The sequence below is a fragment of the Paraglaciecola sp. 25GB23A genome, assembly GCF_040012495.1.
Taxonomy (GTDB): Bacteria; Pseudomonadota; Gammaproteobacteria; order Enterobacterales; family Alteromonadaceae; genus Paraglaciecola.
Genome location: NZ_JBDYKM010000002.1, coordinates 167188 through 188559, shown reverse-complemented (window position 1 = coordinate 188559; position 21372 = coordinate 167188). Strand labels below are relative to the sequence as shown.

Annotated in this window: 19 protein-coding genes; 7 read left to right on the top strand and 12 right to left on the bottom strand. The window is 42.0% G+C overall.

Going from position 1 to position 21372, the window contains the following annotated elements; translation table 11 throughout:
- Positions 1-18 precede the first annotated feature (18 nt).
- The 4 genes from ABKW31_RS06065 (at position 19) to cmoB (ending at position 5313) form a co-directional block, all read left to right on the top strand.
- Positions 19-750 (top strand): DUF3108 domain-containing protein, encoded by a 732-nt coding sequence (locus ABKW31_RS06065; protein ID WP_348615381.1) that lies wholly within the window; start codon positions 19-21, stop codon positions 748-750.
- Positions 751-992: 242 nt separating this feature from the next.
- Positions 993-3458, top strand: a complete 2466-nt coding sequence (gene fadE, locus ABKW31_RS06060; RefSeq protein ID WP_348615380.1) for an acyl-CoA dehydrogenase FadE — start codon at positions 993-995, stop codon at positions 3456-3458.
- A 141-nt stretch (positions 3459-3599) separates the two neighbouring features.
- Positions 3600-4328 (top strand): carboxy-S-adenosyl-L-methionine synthase CmoA, encoded by a 729-nt coding sequence (cmoA, locus tag ABKW31_RS06055; RefSeq protein ID WP_348615379.1) that lies wholly within the window; start codon positions 3600-3602, stop codon positions 4326-4328.
- Between the two features lie 13 nt (positions 4329-4341).
- A complete protein-coding gene (gene cmoB, locus ABKW31_RS06050) occupies positions 4342-5313 on the top strand; it encodes a tRNA 5-methoxyuridine(34)/uridine 5-oxyacetic acid(34) synthase CmoB (RefSeq protein ID WP_348615378.1) in 972 nt (323 codons plus the stop codon).
- Between the two features lie 5 nt (positions 5314-5318).
- On the opposite strand, the gene alr is transcribed toward cmoB, so the two are convergent.
- Together alr and ABKW31_RS06040 are read right to left on the bottom strand one after the other, a co-directional pair.
- Positions 5319-6413, bottom strand: coding sequence for an alanine racemase (alr, locus tag ABKW31_RS06045; protein ID WP_348615377.1), 1095 nt, complete (start codon positions 6411-6413; stop codon positions 5319-5321).
- A gap of 14 nt (positions 6414-6427) precedes the next feature.
- Positions 6428-7285 carry an aminotransferase class IV gene (locus ABKW31_RS06040; protein WP_348615376.1) on the bottom strand — a complete coding sequence of 286 codons (858 nt, stop codon included), beginning with the start codon at positions 7283-7285 and terminating at the stop codon, positions 6428-6430.
- Positions 7286-7448: 163 nt separating this feature from the next.
- On the opposite strand from ABKW31_RS06040, the gene ABKW31_RS06035 reads away from it, so the two are divergent.
- The gene (locus ABKW31_RS06035) at positions 7449-8291 is read left to right on the top strand and encodes a S1-like domain-containing RNA-binding protein (RefSeq protein WP_348615375.1); all 843 of its coding nucleotides are present in this window, start codon (positions 7449-7451) and stop codon (positions 8289-8291) included.
- Positions 8292-8297: 6 nt separating this feature from the next.
- Positions 8298-8693, top strand: a complete 396-nt coding sequence (locus ABKW31_RS06030; protein ID WP_348615374.1) for an OsmC family protein — start codon at positions 8298-8300, stop codon at positions 8691-8693.
- Positions 8694-8862: 169 nt separating this feature from the next.
- Here the strand turns inward: ABKW31_RS06030 and ABKW31_RS06025 are convergent, their stop codons facing one another.
- From ABKW31_RS06025 to ABKW31_RS06010, 4 genes are all read right to left on the bottom strand, one after another.
- Positions 8863-9978: a transposase gene (locus ABKW31_RS06025; RefSeq protein WP_348615373.1), complete on the bottom strand. Its 1116-nt coding sequence runs from the start codon at positions 9976-9978 to the stop codon at positions 8863-8865.
- Between the two features lie 30 nt (positions 9979-10008).
- On the bottom strand, positions 10009-10239 hold the full coding sequence (locus ABKW31_RS06020) for a hypothetical protein (protein ID WP_348615372.1): 231 nt from the start codon (positions 10237-10239) through the stop codon (positions 10009-10011).
- 458 nt (positions 10240-10697) lie between these two features.
- The gene (locus ABKW31_RS06015; protein WP_348615652.1) at positions 10698-11942 is read right to left on the bottom strand and encodes a DEAD/DEAH box helicase; all 1245 of its coding nucleotides are present in this window, start codon (positions 11940-11942) and stop codon (positions 10698-10700) included.
- Positions 11943-12231: 289 nt separating this feature from the next.
- On the bottom strand, positions 12232-12996 hold the full coding sequence (locus ABKW31_RS06010) for a CPBP family intramembrane glutamic endopeptidase (protein ID WP_348615371.1): 765 nt from the start codon (positions 12994-12996) through the stop codon (positions 12232-12234).
- Positions 12997-13503: 507 nt separating this feature from the next.
- Here ABKW31_RS06010 and ABKW31_RS06005 point away from each other — a divergent pair.
- A complete protein-coding gene (locus tag ABKW31_RS06005; protein ID WP_348615370.1) occupies positions 13504-13875 on the top strand; it encodes a glutathione S-transferase N-terminal domain-containing protein in 372 nt (123 codons plus the stop codon).
- Positions 13876-13887: 12 nt separating this feature from the next.
- Here the strand turns inward: ABKW31_RS06005 and ABKW31_RS06000 are convergent, their stop codons facing one another.
- The 6 genes from ABKW31_RS06000 to ABKW31_RS05975 form a co-directional block, all read right to left on the bottom strand.
- The gene (locus ABKW31_RS06000; RefSeq protein ID WP_348615369.1) at positions 13888-15105 is read right to left on the bottom strand and encodes a crosslink repair DNA glycosylase YcaQ family protein; all 1218 of its coding nucleotides are present in this window, start codon (positions 15103-15105) and stop codon (positions 13888-13890) included.
- 8 nt (positions 15106-15113) lie between these two features.
- A complete protein-coding gene (gene kdsB, locus ABKW31_RS05995) occupies positions 15114-15872 on the bottom strand; it encodes a 3-deoxy-manno-octulosonate cytidylyltransferase (RefSeq protein WP_348615368.1) in 759 nt (252 codons plus the stop codon).
- A gap of 56 nt (positions 15873-15928) precedes the next feature.
- Positions 15929-16126, bottom strand: a complete 198-nt coding sequence (locus ABKW31_RS05990) for a Trm112 family protein (protein WP_348615367.1) — start codon at positions 16124-16126, stop codon at positions 15929-15931.
- 16 nt (positions 16127-16142) lie between these two features.
- The gene (gene lpxK, locus ABKW31_RS05985) at positions 16143-17141 is read right to left on the bottom strand and encodes a tetraacyldisaccharide 4'-kinase (RefSeq protein ID WP_348615366.1); all 999 of its coding nucleotides are present in this window, start codon (positions 17139-17141) and stop codon (positions 16143-16145) included.
- Complete coding sequence (gene msbA, locus ABKW31_RS05980; RefSeq protein WP_348615365.1) at positions 17134-18906, bottom strand: lipid A export permease/ATP-binding protein MsbA; 1773 nt, start codon at positions 18904-18906, stop codon at positions 17134-17136. Before msbA ends, lpxK begins: the two co-directional genes overlap by 8 nt.
- Before the next feature lie 207 nt (positions 18907-19113).
- Positions 19114-21348 carry a DNA internalization-related competence protein ComEC/Rec2 gene (locus ABKW31_RS05975; RefSeq protein WP_348615363.1) on the bottom strand — a complete coding sequence of 745 codons (2235 nt, stop codon included), beginning with the start codon at positions 21346-21348 and terminating at the stop codon, positions 19114-19116.
- Positions 21349-21372: the final 24 nt, after the last annotated feature.

Here is a 21372-nt window from a genome sequence, read left to right as displayed (position 1 = left end):
TGTCTCTGGGGGAGTCTCATGGCTTTGTCTTTGCCTCTCAACGCGACCGAATTAGTTGCTGGCAGTGACACTCCAGTCGTTAAAAATGAGGTTGTCGATAACTTGCCTAAAGTAGATCCTTTTGCAAATTTTGCCGCAGAATTCAAAGCTTACCGTTACGGCAAAGAATTGGGGAAGGCCAATATATCCCTCAGCAAATTAGATAATAATCAATACCGCCTCGATTATAGCTCCAGTGTCTCTATTTTTTTCCTCTCTGACAAACGTAAAGAAACCAGCTATTTTACTGTTGAAGAAAATAAAATCATTCCGAAAAGTTATGTTTTTAAGCGCACGGGCACCGGCTCAGATAAACATATGCGCATCGAATTTGATCATGAAAAAGGTAAGATATTGGTTAATGACCGTCCAAGCTTCCCTTTAGAAGATCAGCTTGACAATCAACTTTATCGCCTTGATTTGCAAGCTAAATTAGCGCTGGGTGAAACCCAATTTGACTATCGAGTCATTAATGACAGAGGCCAATATCGCGAATATCAGATGCAAGTATTGGGCATAGAAACCTTATCATTACCTTTTGGCGAAGTGCAGGCAATAAAAGTAGGCATTGTCAGAGAAAACTCCAGTCGCAATACTTTTGCTTGGTTTTCACCGGCACTTAATTTTCAATTGGTCAGACTCCAACAATTTAAAGATGGTGACGAACAAGGCGATATTAAATTAAGTCAATACAGTGCAACTCGGTCTTAGCAGAGTATCTGCAAGGGATCTTTACATGAGTCAAAATCCCCTATCCTTTCTGTCTCGCTTATAATCCAGTTTGAATAAACTGCGTATAAACACTTATAGAAGAATGTAATAGCATCTCGCTTGTTGAGGGGATGCTAGCTATTATCAAGTAACCCAGTAAATAAAATGACGCATTACTGTTGATCTTTGCTTAACAAGATTATAACTTGCGTCGTGGTCTGACCTCTAAATTTGGAGCTAATATGCAATTTTTGTTATGGTTTTTATTGATACTTTTCGCTTTTGGTGCGGTAAGTTATTTTCGAATGAGCATGTTTAATGCAACAGTCGCCATGTTTGGTGCCTTAGTATTGGGCAGTATCATGGGTATCGTAGGTGAGTTTACTTGGCTACTGTATCTGCTTATCGCTATTCCCCTCAACCTTGAATCTATTCGAGTTCAATACATCACGACGCCTGTACTTAAACTGTACAAAAAAATCATGCCTGAAATGTCGAGTACTGAAAAAGATGCAATTGACGCAGGCACAGTATGGTGGGATGGAGAAATTTTTAGCGGCAACCCCAATTGGCAAGTGCTGCACAATATTCCACAAGCCCGCTTAACAGCTGAGGAACAAAGCTTTTTAGATGGCCCAGTAGAAGAAGTTTGTCATATGTGTAATGACTGGGATGTCACCCATACCCGAGCCGATTTATCACCTGAAGTATGGCAATATCTCAAAGATAATAAATTTTTCGCGATGATAATTAAAAAGGAATATGGTGGCTTAGATTTTTCTGCTTATGCTCAATCTCGTGTATTGCAAAAACTATCTGGAGTAAGCGCTGTACTTGCCACCACAGTCGGTGTTCCTAACTCATTAGGCCCGGGTGAATTGTTACAACACTACGGCACACCTGAACAACAAAATCATTATCTACCACGATTAGCAAGCGGCGAAGAAATTCCTTGTTTTGCCCTAACGGGACCCGAAGCCGGATCTGACGCTGGCTCACTACCTGACACTGGCATTGTGTGCAAAGGTCAATGGCAAGGCGAAGAGATCATTGGCTTAAAACTGACATTTGATAAACGTTACATTACTTTAGCGCCGGTAGCTACCGTCATCGGTTTAGCCTTTAAAATGTATGATCCTGATGGATTATTAGGTGAGCAAAAAGACTTTGGTATCACCTGTGCTCTGCTGCCAAGGGAAACTGAAGGTCTCGAGATCGGTAATCGACATTTTCCTTTAAATGTCCCTTTTCAAAATGGCCCTATTCGCGGCACAGATATTTTTGTGCCTTTAGATTACATTATTGGCGGAGCCAAAATGGCTGGCCAAGGCTGGCGGATGTTGGTTGAATGTTTATCGGTTGGTCGTTGTATTACCCTCCCCTCAAATTCCGCGGGTGGCGCAAAAAGCATTGCATTGGCCACTGGCGCTTATGCACGTATTCGTCGTCAATTTAAGATCCCTGTGGGCGATATGGAAGGCATCGAAGAAATGTTGGGCCGCATAGGCGGTAATACTTATTTGATGGACGCCGTAACCGCATTTTCTACCAAAGGTGTTGATTTAGGTGAAAAGCCCTCGGTTATATCAGCGATTTGTAAATATCACTTAACTGAGAAGATGCGTCAGCTCGTCAATGATTCTATGGACGTACATGGTGGCAAAGGCATCATGTTAGGCGCAAATAATTATTTAGGTCGTAGTTATCAGGGTGCCCCCATTGCCATCACTGTGGAAGGTGCCAATATCCTTACACGAAATATGATGATTTATGGTCAAGGTGCGATGCGCTGTCATCCTTTTGTTTTAAAAGAGCTTTTTGCGGCCAATAATCCCGATGAAAAAGAAGGCTTGGCGCAATTTGACAAAGCTTTGTTTGCTCACGTTGGTTTTGCCATTAGCAACTTTAGCCGCAGTTTATGGTTTTCAATGACAGGTGCTCGTTTAGCAGGCTCTCCTTTTATGGATGAAACTAGTCAATATTACCGTGCAATGCAGCGTTACAGCTCAAATATGGCGTTTTTGTCTGATGTCGCCATGGGTGTATTAGGCGGAGAGTTAAAACGTCGTGAGCGCATATCGGCTCGTTTAGGCGACTTGCTTAGCTATCTATATTTAGGTTCATGTGTGCTTAAACGCTTTGATGATGAAGGCCGCAGACCTGAAGATCTGCCTTTTGTACACTGGGCGATGCAAGATACCTTACATAAGCTAGAAGTGTCTTTAGAGGAGCTATTAAATAACTTCCCCAATGTATGGTTAGGTAAGGCTTTAAAACTGGCTATTATGCCCTTTGGTAAGCATTTTACTAAACCCTCAGATAAGTTAGACCACCAAATTGCGACTATTCTGCAAACACCTTGTGATGCGCGTACACGTCTGGGCAAAGGACAATTTTTGTCACGCAAACCAGGAATGTTAATGGGTGACTTAGAGCAAACGCTTGAAAATGTAATTGCCGCTGAGCCCTTGTACATCAAAATATGTGCAGCAGCGAAAGAACGTTATCCTTTCACCAATTTAGACAAAATTGCCGACAAAGGTTTAGAACTCGGAGTCATTAATGAGCAACAAGCTGAATTGTTAAGAGAAACTGAATTAGGACGTCTACGTACCATCAACGTTGATGATTTTGATCCCAGTGAACTGGCGCAAACGGTGGCTAAACCTAGGGCAAAGCGTAAACCAAAAGCTTCTGAAGCAGCCTAACTAAGATAACCAAGCTAAAAAGCCCTGAAATCAGGGCTTTTTTTATATTCCATTTTATTCGCGAGCCACAAAGGAAATTGCTTGCCAGCCGCTTGGCGGGTAGAATTACCGGCTCTTTTATACAGTTAGAAAAACAAACTCATGTTAACAGGCAAAGACGCCATTTATTCACAGCCTCAGGCCGTCGAACCCTTTCGTTTTGACCAAGCTGTGGCCGAAGTTTTCCCAGATATGATCCAACGGTCAGTGCCGGGTTATGCCACTATTATCGATACCATAGGTCAACTAGTGGGTAAATTTGCTCAAGACGACAGTCACATTTACGATCTAGGTTGTTCACTCGGTGCGGCTAGTTTAGCCGCCAGTAAAAATCTTAAAGCAAAAGATTGTAAGATTCTAGCAGTCGATAATTCCGCTGCTATGGTAGAACGTTGCCGTTTACATACTAAAGCATTTAAGTCTGCTGCTCCCATCGAAGTGATTTGTGATGAATTACAAAATATTGATATTGCCAATGCCAGTGTGGTCATTATGAATTTCACCTTACAGTTTATCAGTCCAGAACAACGAGCCAGCGTCATCGATAAAATATATCAAGGCCTAAAACCCGGTGGCATCCTAATTTTGTCAGAAAAACTACGCGATACTCAGACTATGGCTAACGAGGTACTGATAGACCTACATCATGAATTTAAGCGCCGTAATGGCTATAGTGATCTCGAAATTAGTCAAAAACGCAGTGCCTTAGAAGATGTAATGCGGATTGAAACGTATGAGAGCCATCAGCAACGACTATCCAACAGCGGTTTTAAAGAAGTTGTGCAATGGTTCAAATGCTTTAATTTTGCTTCTATTGTGGCAATAAAATAAGGACCTAACGTTTATGTCTTTACCTTGGTTTAAAGATTTTTATCAGCAAATTGCCCAGTCACCACTGAGTCATTGGTTAGAAGTATTACCCGCACAATTATCCCAGTGGCAGCAACAACAACTGCATGGTGATTTTAACAAATGGCTAAAATTACTGGCTATGTTACCCGACACAAAAGTATCCAACATAGAGTTACTAAACCACGTTGCCTTGGGCCAGGCAGAAGATATTGACGAGCATACCCATAAACAACTGATGGGTTTATTAAAACAATTTATGCCTTGGCGCAAAGGCCCCTTTAACATTCATGGGATTTATATTGATACTGAATGGCGCTCTGATTGGAAGTGGGACAGAGTGCTGCCACATATTCATTCCTTACAAGATCGCCATGTCTTAGATGTTGGCTGTGGCAGTGGTTATCACATGTGGCGCATGTTAGCTCACGACCCCAAACTCGTGGTTGGCGCGGACCCTTCACAGCTATTTTTAATGCAGTTTCAAGCTATAAAACATTTTAATCCTGATCCCCGCATCCATCTAATCCCAGTCGGAGTTGAACAGTTACCCGATTTAAAAGCTTTTGATACCGTGTTTTCCATGGGCGTGCTTTATCATCGCAAAAGCCCCATCGACTTTTTGTACCAACTTAAACATCAGTTACGTAAAGGCGGCGAGTTAGTATTAGAGACACTGGTGGTTGAAGGGGACGAGCAAACCGTGTTTATGCCGCAAGACCGCTATGCTCAGATGCGAAATGTGTGGTATTTACCTTCGACAAAGGCCTTGACCCTGTGGATGCAGCGAGTGGGTTTTAAAAATATTAGAGTCGTTGATGTGGCCCATACCACCATCGAAGAACAGCGCAAAACAGCATGGATGGAAAGCCTTTCTCTTGCCGATTTTATGGATCCACAAGACCCTACGCGCACCATTGAAGGTTATCCCGCGCCATTGAGAGCAGTACTAATAGCTGAAGTATAAACGCATTATTGATAACTGCGCGCAACTCTAGAAGGCATGCGGGTCACCAGTTCATAGCCATTGGTGCCTGCATATTGTGCAACCTCATTAACCAACAGTCTCGCTCCCCACAGTTCAACTTCATCACCTACAGCAACATGAGGTAGTTCAGTGACATCCACACTCAACATATCCATGGATACGCGACCCACTAATTTAGCTCTGTGAGTATTGACTAATACTGGTGTGCCGGAAGGTGCAGTACGTGGATAACCGTCTCCATAACCAGCAGCAACCGTTGCAATAATCGAAGTTCTCTCAGCTTGCCAAGTATTACCATATCCTACTGTCTCACCCGCTTGAATTGTTCTAAGCGCAATGACCTTGGAACAAAACTGCATGGCAGGACGCAGTTTATCGGCGTTGTGCTCAGCGCCTGCAAAAGGACTAATGCCGTAAAGCATAATACCGGGGCGAACCCAATCATAGTGACTCTTTGGCCAGCCCAAAATAGCGGCAGAATTAGCGAGACTGATTTCGACAGGTTTAGTTTGAGCTTGCAGCAGTGGTGCAATATTGCGCTCAAATCTCCTAATTTGATCTGGTGTAGAGGGGCTGTCTAATTCATCCGCATTAGAAAAATGGCTGGTTAAAATGATTTTTGCCACCTTAGTACTTGTTTGTAATTGGGCAAATACTTCAGCGGATTGCTCAAGACTGATACCGAGTCGATGCATACCAGTATCAATTTTTAACCACACCGTAAACGCAAAGGTTTGCTCGAGCGCCAACAATTGACTCAGTTGCTGCTCATTATGGATCACGATTTCACAATCAAGCTTGGCAGAAAGATGATACTCATGTTCTTCGAAGCAACCTTCAATCAGGACTATCGGCTTATTTATGCCGGCGTCTCGCAGTAATTGCGCTTCTTCCAAACAACAGACACCTAATTTGCCGACTTGCGCCGCTAATATTTTGGCCACTTCAGCGGCGCCATGCCCATAGGCATCAGCCTTAACCATCGCGACCACTTTTGATTGTGGTGCAATCATTGTGACCAACTGGCAATTATATTTAATTGCCTGAGTGTCAATAATAATTTTAGTTGGACGAGACATAATAAGACCGCTGGCTAATAGTTATATTTATGAGCACTAAATAAGCTTTGCGCTTTTAGCCACATTTCACCCACTTGCCCATTACCGACCGGTTTACCATCAAGCTCGATCACAGGCGCGATTTCTTTGGATGAACTAGTTAGCCAAATTTCATCTGCATTACGTACTTCGTCCATATGAATAGCACGCTCTTCAAAATGCAAGTGTCCGTCTACTTTGAGAATGTCGAGTAACATTCCCCGTGTGATCCCAGGCAATAATTGTTCACTCAGTGGAGGCGTAATAATCGTATTTTGCTGCACAATAAACACATTGCACGCACTGGCTTCGGTTAAATAACCCGCGTCGTTATAAAGTAAAGTTTCATTCACCCCTGCGGTTTGACTTTGTTGAAAATGCATCACATTACCCAGCAAAGATGTGGATTTAATGTGGCAGCGTTTCCAACGTAAATCCGCACTACTGACAACTTTGTAGCCTTTCACATGCTGTTTATCCGCGACCGGTTCAGGCGGGATCTCAAAGGTAAAAGCAAATACAGTTTGACTAACGCCCGTTGGATAAGCATGGAAGCGCTTGCTGTCTGTACCACGACTTACATGTAAATAAATGCCTAAATTACCTGCGCCATTGTCAACAACTAAGCGGTCGATTACAGTCTGGATGTCAGATATAGCCATTGGCATGCCCATACCAATGGCCTGCAAACCAACTTGTAAGCGCTTCATGTGCGGTTTAAAACCAACCAATTTAGCTGCGTAGCTAGGAATAACTTCATAGATACCGTCACCGAACAAAAAGCCCCGGTCCATCGGTGAAATTTTCGCTTCTGACATCGGCATAAACTCACCGTTAAGAAACACAGTACCCATACTTTTTCCTAGATTATAACCCCGCTATAAGGCTGATTATGCCACGAAAAATATCAGGGTAATCGACAATTTTAACTGCAAACTAATTTTTCTTGCATGTATAGCCTATGAAAATAATCAGTTACAATAACAAGTCATTACTTTATTAGGCTCAGCATTGTTTATGGTTCATATTGGAAAGTTTAATCACCTCGAAATTGTTAATCAGGTTCCCTTTGGTTTTTACCTCGATGGTGGTGAACTGGGTCAAATATTATTGCCCACTAATACTGCACCACAAGGCTGCAAACAAGGCGATTGGCTAGACGTATTTATCTATCACGACAGTGACGATCGTATTATCGCCACCACTAAAAACCCCAGAGCACAGGTCGACCAATGTGCTTATTTAAAAGTAGTCAGTGTTAATAACGTTGGGGCATTTTTAGATTGGGGCTTAGAAAAAGACCTCTTAGTGCCTTACAGTGAACAAGACTACCCGATGTCTGAAGGTATCTCTTACGTGGTATATTTATTTTGCGATGAAGAAACTAATCGTATTGCCGCCTCAACCCGTTTAAGAGACTTTTTACCCGAAGTAGCGACTGAATTTGAGCCCAAGCAAGAAGTAAGTTTATTGATTTGCGGGCGCACTGATATGGGCTATAAAGCCATTATCAATGGGGCATATTTGGGTTTGATTTTTAAAGATGAAGTATTCAAACCCATCAAAATTGGCTATAAATTACCAGGTTTCATCAAGCGAATTCGCGAAGACGGTAAAATTGATTTGTGCTTTCAGTTTCATGATACCAATGCGCGCGGCAGTTTAGCTGAACAAATTATTGAAGATTTAATTGCCCACGGTGGTTTATCGACCCTAACTGATAAAAGTCCGGCAGAAGAAATTACTAAACGGTTTAACGTTAGTAAAAGTGCTTATAAAAAAGCCATTGGTGGACTGTTCAAACAAAAACGCATCTTACTCGATAAAAATAAAATCACCCTAATAGACAAAACTAAGTAGGTCACCATGAAAGCAAAAGTAAGCTGGCAACAAGGTTTATCATTTTTAGGCGAAACTGACAGTGGAAAATCCTTGGTTTTGGATGGCCATGGTGATGCCATTACCCCCATGGAAAGTGTATTACTTGCCGTTGGTTCATGCTCCTCAGTTGATGTGGTCGATATTCTGCAAAAATCACGTTTAACAATTCACGATTGTTACTGTGAATTAAGTGCCGAGCGCGCAGAAACGGCCCCGCGTGTTTTTACCAAAATTCATGCACATTATGTGGTCAAAGGTGAAAAAATCACTGATAAACACGTCGCTAGAGCCGTACAATTATCAGCAGAAAAATACTGTTCTGTCATGTTAATGCTGACAGGAAACGTTGAAATAACAACCAGTTACGCAATTGAAGTATAAATAATGAATTGGTAAATCAGAAGGGCTTATTGCATGGTAGCCGCTTTAAAACACTTACTCAAACCTGAGCACATAGTCTGAAGGTTAATTCTGCTTTCAACGATGCTGGTTTTATTTGTTGCTAGGCAACAAATAAAGAGCCGTCATCTCCCACAGCGTAAATTCCGGCTTAGCGTGCCGTATACATTTCTAAATTCAAACTGGCATTATAGTCACGGCATTTGCCGTTACCGCATTCACACCGGAATACTCGGTCTGAAAGCTTCAGCTCACCATTTCTAACACCACAATCTGAACACAACTTACTCGATGCAAACCATCTATCAGCAATTGTGAGTGTTGTTTGATACCAGTCTGATTTGTACACCATCTGACGACGAAACTCATAAAGACCTACATCAGCAATGTGTCTGGCTAACGTCCTATTCGCCATCATCCCTTTGACATTCAAATCCTCTATTGTCACATCACAGAAGTGTTCTGTTAGATAACGAGTCAATTGATGCAGTGTATTTCGCCGGATATCAGCTATACGCTTATGCAGTTGAGCAATCTTCATCTTAAGCACTTGATACCCCTTTGATGATTTTACTTTCTTAACTAGGCGTCGCTGATAACGGGCTAACTTTCTCAATGAGCTTTTTAGTGGTCTTGGGGTGTCCCAGTAACGGATGTCTCCATTACTTAATGTTGCCAATTTATTGATACCTAAGTCTACACCACACCGTGCTTGGCTTTTGCTTGGGAGCATGGAGACTTCAACATCCATTGAGAACGAGACATACCACTTATCTGCGGTTCGAGTGATAGTCATACTGTTAATATGACCACCGTACTTAATGGGTTCGGCCATCTTAAGCCAACCCAGGTTGGGCACTTTGACTAAGCGCCCTGACACAACAACTTGATCGCCTCCTACGTAGAACGAATCAATTGATTTGCCTTTCTTTTTAAAGCGAGGTCGGCCAACCGGCTTCCCATTTTGTTTTTTCTTTTTAAAATAATCGGACCACGCCTGATTTAAGAAAATAAACGGCTGCTGAGATGCGTATTTGCTTACCTCGTACATCCATGGAAATTGCTCTTTCTTAATAGCATTGAGCTGCTTCTTAAGGGCCATCCCAGAGGGTTTTGTTTGGATGCTATCTTCTTTAAACGCTTTGTACTGCTCATTCCATGCCGCCAATCCCCAATTCCACGCAAAGCGTGCGACGCCGCAGGCTTTTAGCATATGGCTTGCTTGCTTGTTGTTGGCAAGTAATCGAGTTTTAAAGGCAATCTTCATGCTGTAAATATACTGGGCATTCGTACAGTGTCAAGCAGCTAGAGCAAGCCCTTTGTTTTGATGTGAACGATGGCCACACATTCTTGCTGAAAACACAGTCATGAGCGTAATCACGTCTTTACACAACTCTTGTTCAAATGTTTGCTCATCGGCCTCCTTGTGAATAATGACGGTTGCTTTAGACCATTTACATAACTGGAAGACTAACTCGTGTCCGAAGCGTAACAATCGGTCTTTATGAGCAAGGTGAAGCTCACTCACTTGTCTATTCAATAGAAGTTGAATGAGTTTTCTAATGAGTTATCAGGACATCCATAACACCGCCTTTTTGTAGGAGGTCCTTCAGGGCCGAATAATACAAGCCAAAATGACACATTTGTCAGCAATGAATTATCAGTGGAATTATCAGGACATCCATAATACCGCCTTTTTGTAGGAGGTCCTTCAGGGCCGAATAATACAAGCCAAAATGATAAATTTGTCAGCAATGAATTATCAGGACATCCATAACACCGCCTTTTTGTAGGAGGTCCTTCAGGGCCGAATAATACAAGCCAAAATGGTACATTTGTCAGCAATGAATCATCAGGACATCCATAACACCGCCTTTTTGTAGGAGGTCCTTCAGGGCCGAATAAAACAAGCCAAAATGGTAAATTTGCCGGCAGAAGAATGATTAGAACACCCTAAAACAACATCACCGTTAAGCCCTTGCTGAGTTACCTACCACCACGCCGCCCACGTCCTTGAGATTGACCTTTATGTCGAGGTTTGGGGTCTGCTTCAAAATTACCATACTCATCATCTTCGGATGAGTTTGTTGGCGCTTTAAGACTGGGGGCAAAGCCCGGAATGATCTCCAGTTTAAACTTACGACCAACAAGATGTTCGATAGCCGTTAAGCGCTTAGACTCATCATCGCTGTATAGTGAAACGGCTAAACCAGAGTTACCCGCACGACCAGTGCGCCCAATACGATGCACATAATCTTCAGCTACATAAGGTAAATCAAAGTTAACCACACAAGGCAGTTGATTTACATCTATTCCCCGTGAAGCAACGTCAGTGGCGACCAAAGCCATAATATTGCCATTTCTAAATCCATCTAAAGCAGCCGTGCGTGCATGTTGGGTTCTGTTCGCATGAATTGATACTGCAGAAACTCCGGCCTTTTCCAGCTGCAGGACCAAACTATCAGCACCGTGCTTGGTTCCGCTAAAGACCAACAATTGATGCCATTTGTTCTTTTTAATTAGGTGAATCAAGGCCTCACTCTTACGCGCCTTGTCCACAGGATGCATAACTTGCTTTATCGTATCGATAGAGTTGTTTGTGGCAGCGACTTCAAGCACCAGTGGATTATCTAACATCCCTTTAGCCAGTAATTTAATTGTTGTGGAAAACGTCGCTGAAAACATCAGGGTTTGACGTTTGCTTGGCAATAACGTTTGGATCCGACGGATATCGTCGATAAAGCCCATATCTAACATACGGTCAGCCTCATCCAAAACCAAGATTTCCAGCTGGTCAAAGAGAATTGCCTTTTGATTATACAAATCGAGTAAACGACCAGGCGTAGTAACAAGTACATCTAAACCAGCTTGCAACTGATTAATTTGCGGCTCAATCCTCACACCACCAAACGCCGCGGCAGTGCTAATATCCAAATGGCGGCTATAGTTTTGAACACTGGAAGCAACCTGAGCAGCTAGCTCACGGGTCGGCGTAATAACTAAGGCTCGCACACATTGCGCTTTAGCACTCGGGCCACCAAATAATAACTGCACCATAGGCAGCGTAAAACCAGCTGTTTTGCCAGTACCGGTCTGAGCCACCGCCATAACATCACGCTGACTAAGCACAGCAGGAATAGCTGCAACTTGCACCGGTGATGGTGTTTTATAACCTTGCTCAATTACAGTTTTTAATAGTTCATCACACAAGCCTAAAGAGCCAAATGACATAGATAAACATTCCTTGGATTGATTAATATTCTGCACATAAAATGATAAACACATATTTTGTGGAGGCGTTTGGGTATGCATCAAGCATCTATGAAGATGGGGTGCTATTTAAGTGTTATGGCTTTACTCCTAGCCCATGCCCAAACACTTAAAAACAAACTCAAGGTGACTAATAAATAAAAAACACGCAGTATTGAAATCAACCTCATTATAAATAACCCGAGTTAATACAAAGGCCTAAATAATGCGCAGAGCAAGACGCGTTTTTTATATCTTCTTTAATTGCTTGTTAGGCAAAATTTGCACCTACTATCATTGTCAGATGCGCAACCATATGTGCACCAATAGCGCATTCTAATCCACGCTTCCAATATAAGTAACCTGCTATAAAACCAAAAGAGGCATTTCCCAAAATAATATAAGCAACCAAAGGCGCAGTAATTTCAGGTGACAAAGCAAAAGCGATAGGCAGATGACCAAGACCAAATATTAAAGAAGACACTAAAATTGCCAAAATATAGTTGTGCGAGCGAATATCAGAGCCACTTTTTTGAGTTAAACGATACATGCCCCAAACAAAAAATGACATCAAGCCCCAACGAATAAGCAGCTCTTCTGTAATACCACCGTAGAGTAACTTGGTATACCAAGGGGGCATGAGCTTCTCACCGGCGCTGAGAAACTCTGCGGGAAGATAACTAGAGAATGTGCCAAGTAAGGCAAGTAAAAATACACCTCCAACGATCCCGCCTATTATGGCAGGTATTATTTGTGGTTTTAACTCTTTGAGCGCATTCTCAGAGTGAGCTAAAGCGAAAATAACTGGAGAGCTTAATCCAACCTTTTTCGAGAATACTGAACCAAGTCCAACCAAAAACAGCAGTAATACTGACGATTGTATAACTGATACAACTTGAATCATCTCCACTGTCAAAGGCAAGGGTGCCGATTGAAGCGCTAATAGATTTGGGATAAAAGGGACAATAGACACAATCCCCACAAAACCCAGAATAAATAAAAAAACACTCGGTTTTATACTCTTATTGAAATCCATTCACACCGTTACTCCATGGTTCGTTTAATGCATTGTTAATAGCGAAAATACTGTGCTTTGGCTGCAAGATCCAGCGGTAATTATCATGACACCCATGATAACCGTTTTCTGAACAATAGAATGTTTAGTTCGCTATTTTCGGTCACTATTAGGCTTAGCTATTAGTTGGTAATAGCTAAATAAAATGGGTTACCGACTACGCGGTAATTATCATGACACCCATGATAACCGTTTTCAGAATAATAGAATGTTTAGATTGTTATTTTCGGCCCCTATTAGGCTTAGTTGTTAGTTGATAATAGCTAAATAAAATGGGTTACCGACTACGCCAATGCGAAAGATTGATTTTAGGCACTTTGGCTCGATGAAAGTTGACACTGCCTTACTCTGATATGAGTAGAGATTTGTTCTGAACAATAAAATTATGCGAATGATCTTCTGCTGCACTTACTTTGTGTCGTCATTGGTTTTATACTACGCTCCTGATTTTTAAAGTAGTAAATATTCATGTCGTTTTTAATAAACTTAGTTCGAAACCTATTAGGTTCCATCATCGCTTTAATTGATTTAATTACCCGCCCACGCAAACTGAAACGCAGTGTAGAAGCACAACAACAAGTAGAAATTGCGCTTAAAAATATGGCTTTATACCAATTTTTTGCTTGTCCATTTTGTATTAAAACGCGCCGCGCTTTACATCGTTTGAATTTACCGATGGAAAAACGTAATGCAACTAAAGATAGCGCTTTTCGTAATGAATTAGAACAGCAAGGAGGCAAAATCCAAGTGCCTTGTTTACGTATTAATGAAGAAGGTAAAGAGACGTGGTTGTATGAAAGTGGTGAGATAATTCGTTACTTAGAGCAGCGTTTTAGCTAATTATTACCACGCTTAGTTTAGTGTAATTAATTCAATTTGCTGTTTTAGAAAATCGCGCTGCACTTGAGTCACGTGTTGGGGGGTTGAAATATGTTTAAGGCTTATTTCTGTCCCTTGATTAAAACGTAAAAAAGCCTGCAAAGCTGGAATTAAATCGACCAGTAAAGCGTCTATATCAGCGGTATCAAGTTGTAAATGTTGCAATGACAATACCCCTGATTTACGGCTTATTTTTGCATCCATACGACCGGCAAACGCGCGCCCCCAAAGTATGGGTAAACTAAAATAACCATATTGACGTTTAGCCTCTGGTACATAACATTCGATTTGATAATCAAAATCAAATAATTGTTTGGTTCGTTTGCGTTGGATCAGAAGATTATCAAAGGGCGATAAAAACCTCACTTGCTTACGCCCTAGACCCTGTTTCAACACGCTTAAACTCTGTGGCAAAGCATAATATTGTCTGCCTTGGCAATCCAATGTGAGCAACTGTTTATCTTCCACCAGTTGCTCACAAGCCGCACTTAACTTATTTTTAATACCTTTGCGTAAATAGGTCATCTCACTAGCCATTCCTAGGCCATGAGCGGCTAAAAAGCGCAATATCAAATGATGATTGAATTCTTGCTCTGTTGGGTATGATGCATCAACTCCCTCAGGTACGACCCTTTCAGTTAAGTCATACACCTTTTGAAAGCCCTGACGTTTTAATACCATCAACTCGCCTTCCATAAAAAGCTGCTCTAAGGCTTTTTTAGCCGGTTTCCAATCCCACCACCCACTGTTTTTAGCTACACTTCCTCGCTCAAAGTCTCTGGCTTGCAAAGGCCCTTCTTGCGCGATGCGTTGCAAAATAGACTTGGTAAGTGCAGTATTTTTTTCATGCCAGTGTTTTTTACCGGATGCAATGGCCTGCTTACGGGGTAATGAAAAGCGATAATCTGCCATGGGTAAATACGCGGCAGCATGTGACCAATATTCAAAAATTTGCTGGTGCTCCATCAGCGTATCGAGATGACTTTTTGTGTAAGTGCTTTGTCGGTTCCATACACTATGATGATGCGCGCGCTCGATAACTGAAATCGTATCAATTTGCACGTAACTTAAGCGTTTTATCACTTCAAGAGAGGCTTGAATACCGCTCCCAAACGGATTGGCCCGATGCAGGCCTTGACTGATTAATACTAACTTGCGGGCATCGTCGATGCTGATTGAGTCAGTCAGCATCGTGAATATTAGGCCTTTTGAGCCGCTAACAAACGGACTAAATCTTCCGGCGTATCAATACCTGTAGGCGGTGTTTGACGAGCAATATCTACATGAATTTTTTCACCATGCCATAAAACGCGTAATTGTTCGAGTGATTCAATTTGCTCTAAACCTGATGGCGACATGCTGACATATTGTTTAATAAAACCAGCGCGGTAGGCGTATATGCCTATGTGGCGCAGATAATAATCACCTATCTCGTCTATGACTTCTTCATCTAAAAAGCGTGAACGATCATATGGAATAGTGGCACGACTAAAGTACAAGGCATAACCTTGTTTGTCGGTAATAACTTTAACCACATTAGGATTAAATGCTTCTTCAACATCGGTAATTTTGACAGCCAAGGTGGCCATTTCAGCTTGTTGGTGATGATGCAAGTTCTCTGCGACTTGTTGAATATTAATAGCCGGAATAAAAGGTTCGTCGCCTTGCACATTAACCACTAATTCATGGGATAAAAAACCTTCCATATCAATAACTTCAGCTAGACGTTCGGTACCTGATTCGTGATGAGCTGCAGTCATGCAATAGTGACCACCAAAATCACTGACAACTTTGGCAATTCTGAGGTCGTCAGTTGCCACTATTACCCTACTTGCCCCCGACTCGACCGCACGTTCATAAACATGTTGCACCATAGGCTTACCGTTGATATCCACTAAGGGTTTACCTGGAAAACGGGTAGATGCATAACGAGCGGGAATGATCACACTAAAATTCATGGTAAGCCTCTTATCAACATGGAATTATTCAACTGGGGTTGACTGAGCATTGCGCCCTATTTTACTAACTGTTCTAGTTCTTCACTACTGACTGACTTAGCTTCCGACTCAAGTAGAACCGGAATATTATCAATAATGGGATATACTAATCGGTCAAATTTACAAATGAGTTGGGCATTATTCGCTTGATAGACAAGGCTACCTTTGCACGCAGGACAAGCTAGTACTTCCAATAATTTTTTATCAAAGGCCATAATATTCTCTTTATATCTATGTTGATTGTGCAGTATTTATGTTGCGCAACTTGCTTAATAATTGTTGAGCAAAAGACTCAGATAACTGGGCTTGCACTGGCAAATACCAACAATCTTGATGGGCAAATTCACGACATTTCACTGCGTCTTTTTCGGTCATTATAATGGTTTCTGCTGGCAGATCATTAACACTAAACTGATGATGGTCGACAAAACTTAAGGTGTTGTGTAGTTTTAGAGGATACTTCGCCAACAAGTCGAAAAAACGTTGCGGATGGCCAATGCCCGCCAAGGCAGTCACTGGGCCCATTAACTCACTCACTTTGCAGCTAATATTAGGGTTTTTAACGTTAATTAAATCACCCGGTAGCAAACTCATGGCAAATTCATGCTCTACCTTAGTCTGGCCATTTATGACAATAAAATCAGCACTTTTTAATCGCCATGCTCGCTCGCGTAATGGCCCGGCCGGCAATAAAAGTTGATTACCTAAACCCCGTTTACCATCCATTACCACGATTTCAATATCGCGCTGTAAGGCGTAGTGCTGTAAACCATCGTCACAAATTATCACATTACACTGAAATTGCTCGAGTAAATACTGGGCTCCGCGGGCACGAATGGGATCAACGACCAGAGGACAGCTTACATGCTGACGCATTAACATCGGCTCATCGCCTACCTGCGTAACTAAACTTTGCGCAGTCACTGCTAGCGGATATACCGTACTATTGCCGCCATAACCTCGGGTTAATATGCCCGGTTGGAAACCTTGTTTTTGCAGTAACTGGGCCAAATACACCACTAAGGGGGTTTTTCCGTTGCCCCCAACGCTAATGTTACCCACTATGATAACCGGCGCCGCAATTTTGGTTGATTTTTTAAAGCCTGTTCGAAAGGCAAAACGCCGTAATATGGCGAGTAAGGCAAACACTAGGGTCAATGGTAATAATACGATGATCACTGGCCAGTGATACCAACGCGGGGCATACCATAGTTGGGTAAGGCTAAGCACTCGTTAACTCTTCACCAAATTGCATGTTGTGTAATTGTGCGTAGGTACCCTGTTTTCCAAGTAAGTCTTGATGATTTCCCTGCTCAATAATTTGACCACTTTCAATCACCAATATAGTGTCTGCATTTTCAATAGTAGACAGGCGATGTGCCACCACGATACTGGTACGGTTTTGTTGTAATTTGTATAAGGCATCTTGAATCAAACGCTCTGACTCAGTATCAAGGGCCGAGGTAGCCTCGTCGAGTATCAAAACTGGGGCATCAATAAACAAAGCGCGCGCAATGGCTATACGCTGGCGTTGCCCGCCAGACAGCATAAATCCGTTTTCTCCCACTATGGTGTCTAGGCCATTAGGAAGTTGTGTTAAAAATTCCATAACATGAGCCGTTTTAGCCGCGGCTAATACTTTGTCACGATCAACCTTGCCCTGAGTGCCATAAGCAATATTATTGGCAATGGTATCGTTGAATAACACCACGTGTTGTGAAACTAAAGCAAATTGTCGGCGTAGATCTTTCAGTGGAATATCATCTAACTTGATATCGTCTAATAGTATTTGACCCTGCTGATGGTTGTAGAAACGGGTTAATAAACTCGCAATGGTCGATTTACCGCTACCAGAGCGCCCCACTAAGGCGCAAGTTTGTCCTGGCTTGACACTAAATGAGATATTTTTAAGAGCAGGATTAACCTTGTTTGCATAACAAAAAGTGACGTCTTTGAATTCGATGCTGCCTTGAGCACGGGCGAGGTTATGTTGCCCTTTGTCGAGTTCAATCTCCTGATCCATAACATCAAAAATACTACTGCAGGCTGCCATACCACGCTGAAATTCACTATTTACGGTAGTCAGTTGTTTAAGGGGTTTAAGTAACATCACCATATTAACTACTACATTGACAAATATACCGGGAGTTAAAGACTCAACTAAATGAGGGAAACTGGCGACATATAAAACAAACGCCAAGGCAATGGAGGCGATAACTTGAATAGAAGATACGCTGAGAATACGGGCCACAATGAGCTTCATATTCTGTTGGCGATTATGATTATTTTTCTGTCTAAAATGCTCGTCTTCAAGATTTTGTCCACCAAACATCAAAACCACTTTGTGGCCTTTAAGTGCTTGCTCAACCGAAGATGTGAGCGAGCCCATAGTCTGCTGAATACGTTTACTGACGGCTCTAAACCGTTTACTAACGATAGACACTACGATGGCTACAACTGGCCCAATCAATACAAAAATCAAAGACAATTGCCATGAATAATAAAACATCGAAATTAATAATCCGATAACCAGAGCGCCTTCTTGCACCAGGGTTAATAGGGCTTTACCGGCCGCATTAGAAACTTGTTCGGTGTCATAAATGACTTTAGATATTAAGCTACCTGTGCTGTTTTTATCATGATATTCAACCGGTAAGTGGATGTACTGTGAAAACAGGGTTTGACGCATTGTCATCACAATATTACTGCCAATCCAAGCAACAGTATAACTGCCTAAAAAGTTAAAAATCCCGCGCAGAATAAAGATTGGTACAATAAAATACGCGGCAATGCGCAAATACTCGTAATTGCCGTTACCCAAGCTGTCATCTATCACCGGTTTAAGTCGAGAGATAACATAAACGTCAATAGCCGAATAGCCAATCATGCCGATGATCGCCACAAAAAAAGCTAGTTTGTAGGGTTTTAAATATTGTTTAAAACGATAAAAGATCTTGTCTGGATCTGGCGAAATAGCAGAGGTTTCAACTGTCATGCAATATGGGCTTTCTAAAATTTTTAAATTACCATGCTAGTGTAACTGTTTGAGGTTAATTCCCCAACTTTCATCAAGATCTTTTCAACTTTATGCGTAATAAAACCACAAATACCCTAAGTTATACTGTATTTACATAAAACGTAGGATGTAAATCGCTAAAGAAAAGACTAAAGATTGTTAGGAGTTGGCAAGGAATAAAGAAATTCATTCTGGAAAGTTACTGTACCAATACGGATAGTAATCTTGGCGAAAAGTAGACACTTCAATCACTGCGTTAGACTGATAGACAAGCTTAAAACTCACTTGCCCTGCATCTGCGCTGGTATATAGGGTAGCTGGGCTATGGGCAAATCGTGCTAAGACCTCTTGTCGAGGAAATTGCCAACGATTCATAAAACCTTGGGTAAATACTACATAATCTGCTGACACTTGTTGAATAAATAAGCCTGACGATGAGGTATTACTGCCATGATGAGAAGCTATTAGAATATCACTTTTGAGGCGGTCCCCCCAATATTGAACTAAGCCTCTTTCGATGCGAGCATCAATATCGCCTGGCAACAATGCGCTGTGAACGCCATCGCTTATTTGCATTACGCAGGAGCTATTGTTGTCATTATGCAGCACAGGATCATCAGGCCACAGCATGTTTAGACTTAATCCTTGCCACTTTATCGATTGATCTCGTCGACACAATTTATCTGTGGTGATTATTTGCCCTATAGACATGTGTTTTTGTAAGACTGGTAAACTGCCACTGTGATCGTTGTCCCAATGACTAATAACAACATAATCTAAGTGCTTAATTCCGCGGGCTTTTAATAAAGGTAAAATAACACTATCAGCCATATTAAAACCGCTGGGATAAGCTGGCCCCACATCGTACAACAGTGCTCTGCCTTGTTTACTGACAACGACCGCCGTACCCTGCCCCACATCCAATACATCAATTTGCCAATCTGTATTATTCGACGTCAACGCAAAACTCAATACAGGCATAAACAACAAGAAAAGATAAGGCTTGGTTTTGCCAACATGAGGTAGCAGTAAACCCACTAAAGCCAATAAAAACATTACCCATGCGCCTAAGGGGATCGCGGGTAACTGCCAAACTCCCCAGCTTAAGCTTAGAGTTTGTTGTAAATAGTGCAATGCCACATTCAGCAGTTGATCTACCCAGCCAAACAATAAACTTCCTGCACTTTGCCAGTATACCAAACACATTATTGCCAAAAGACACAACGGCACTAAAAGGAGCGTCACAAAGGGCACCGCGACTAAATTGACTAAGGGTGAAAGCAAAGAAACATAGCCAAACTGCCAAGCAATAATGGGCAACATCAATAAACTCAGAGCCAGTTGTATGCGTAGCATCAGCTTAAAACTAGTCAACAAGTTAAAACCACGTGCTTGACTTGGCCACCGCCAAGACACAAAAATGATAATAGCCACGGCCGAATAACTGAGCCAAAAACTCAAGCCAAATAAACTGAGGGGAAACAGCACAATAAAGCACAACAAACATATGAGTAAGACACGACGTAAGGTGACGCTTAAATTGGCTAAAAATAAGCAAACCAAGAGCAAAAGGCTTAACCACGCTCTTAGAGTAGGTAAACCAAATCCGGCCAATGCAGCATAAGCGTAAGTGGTAAATAGGGTCGCGACAATGGCCAATTTGTGCAGATTCAGACCATGTAACTGATAAAAACGACTGATGATCAGGCCCATTAACCAAGCGAGAATAAAATAGCTCATGGTCGCGACTAAAGCTAAATGTAGCCCAGAGATAGCAATTAAATGTGCAATACCCGTGGACTGCACCAACGACCAATCCTCAGTCTGCAGCAAGCCTCGATATCCTAAGGTTAGAGCGATAATCCAACGCTCATTGTGGAGCTTAAGTTGCATCAATCGCTCCAAAGCTTGTTGTCTAAAACTGATATTATTGTCGAGCAGTTGATTAAGAGTGTTAGTTTTGACATATCCTGTTGCAGTTATATTTTCGCTGAACAACCATTGCTGATAATTAAACCCCGCTTCATTAGCAAGCCCATGCGGGGGTTTGAGTTTGACCAGCAAGCGCACTTGCTGGCCTTGCTTTATTGGCCATAACGCATTGTTCCAGCTCACTCTTATTAAGCGCTTAACCGACAAGGGTCGTGTTTCAATTTGCTCAATACTGAGATTAAATCGTGGATGAGTTGTTTCATGATTCAAAGACTCTATTCGTCCTTCAACCCAAACGGCTTGTTGAATTTGCGTTAAAGGGAGTTGCAAAGAGTATTGCCAATGACCTACACTCGCCATCCACGAGAAGCCGACAAAGGCAAAGGCTGCTGTTCGCGTTTTTCGATACAACAAACTAATTATAGTAAAAAAAAACAAGCACAAGGTAATGGTGAGGCTGGGTAAATTAATCCAGTATAACGAACTCATACTGGCCAAAATGAAAATAAAAAG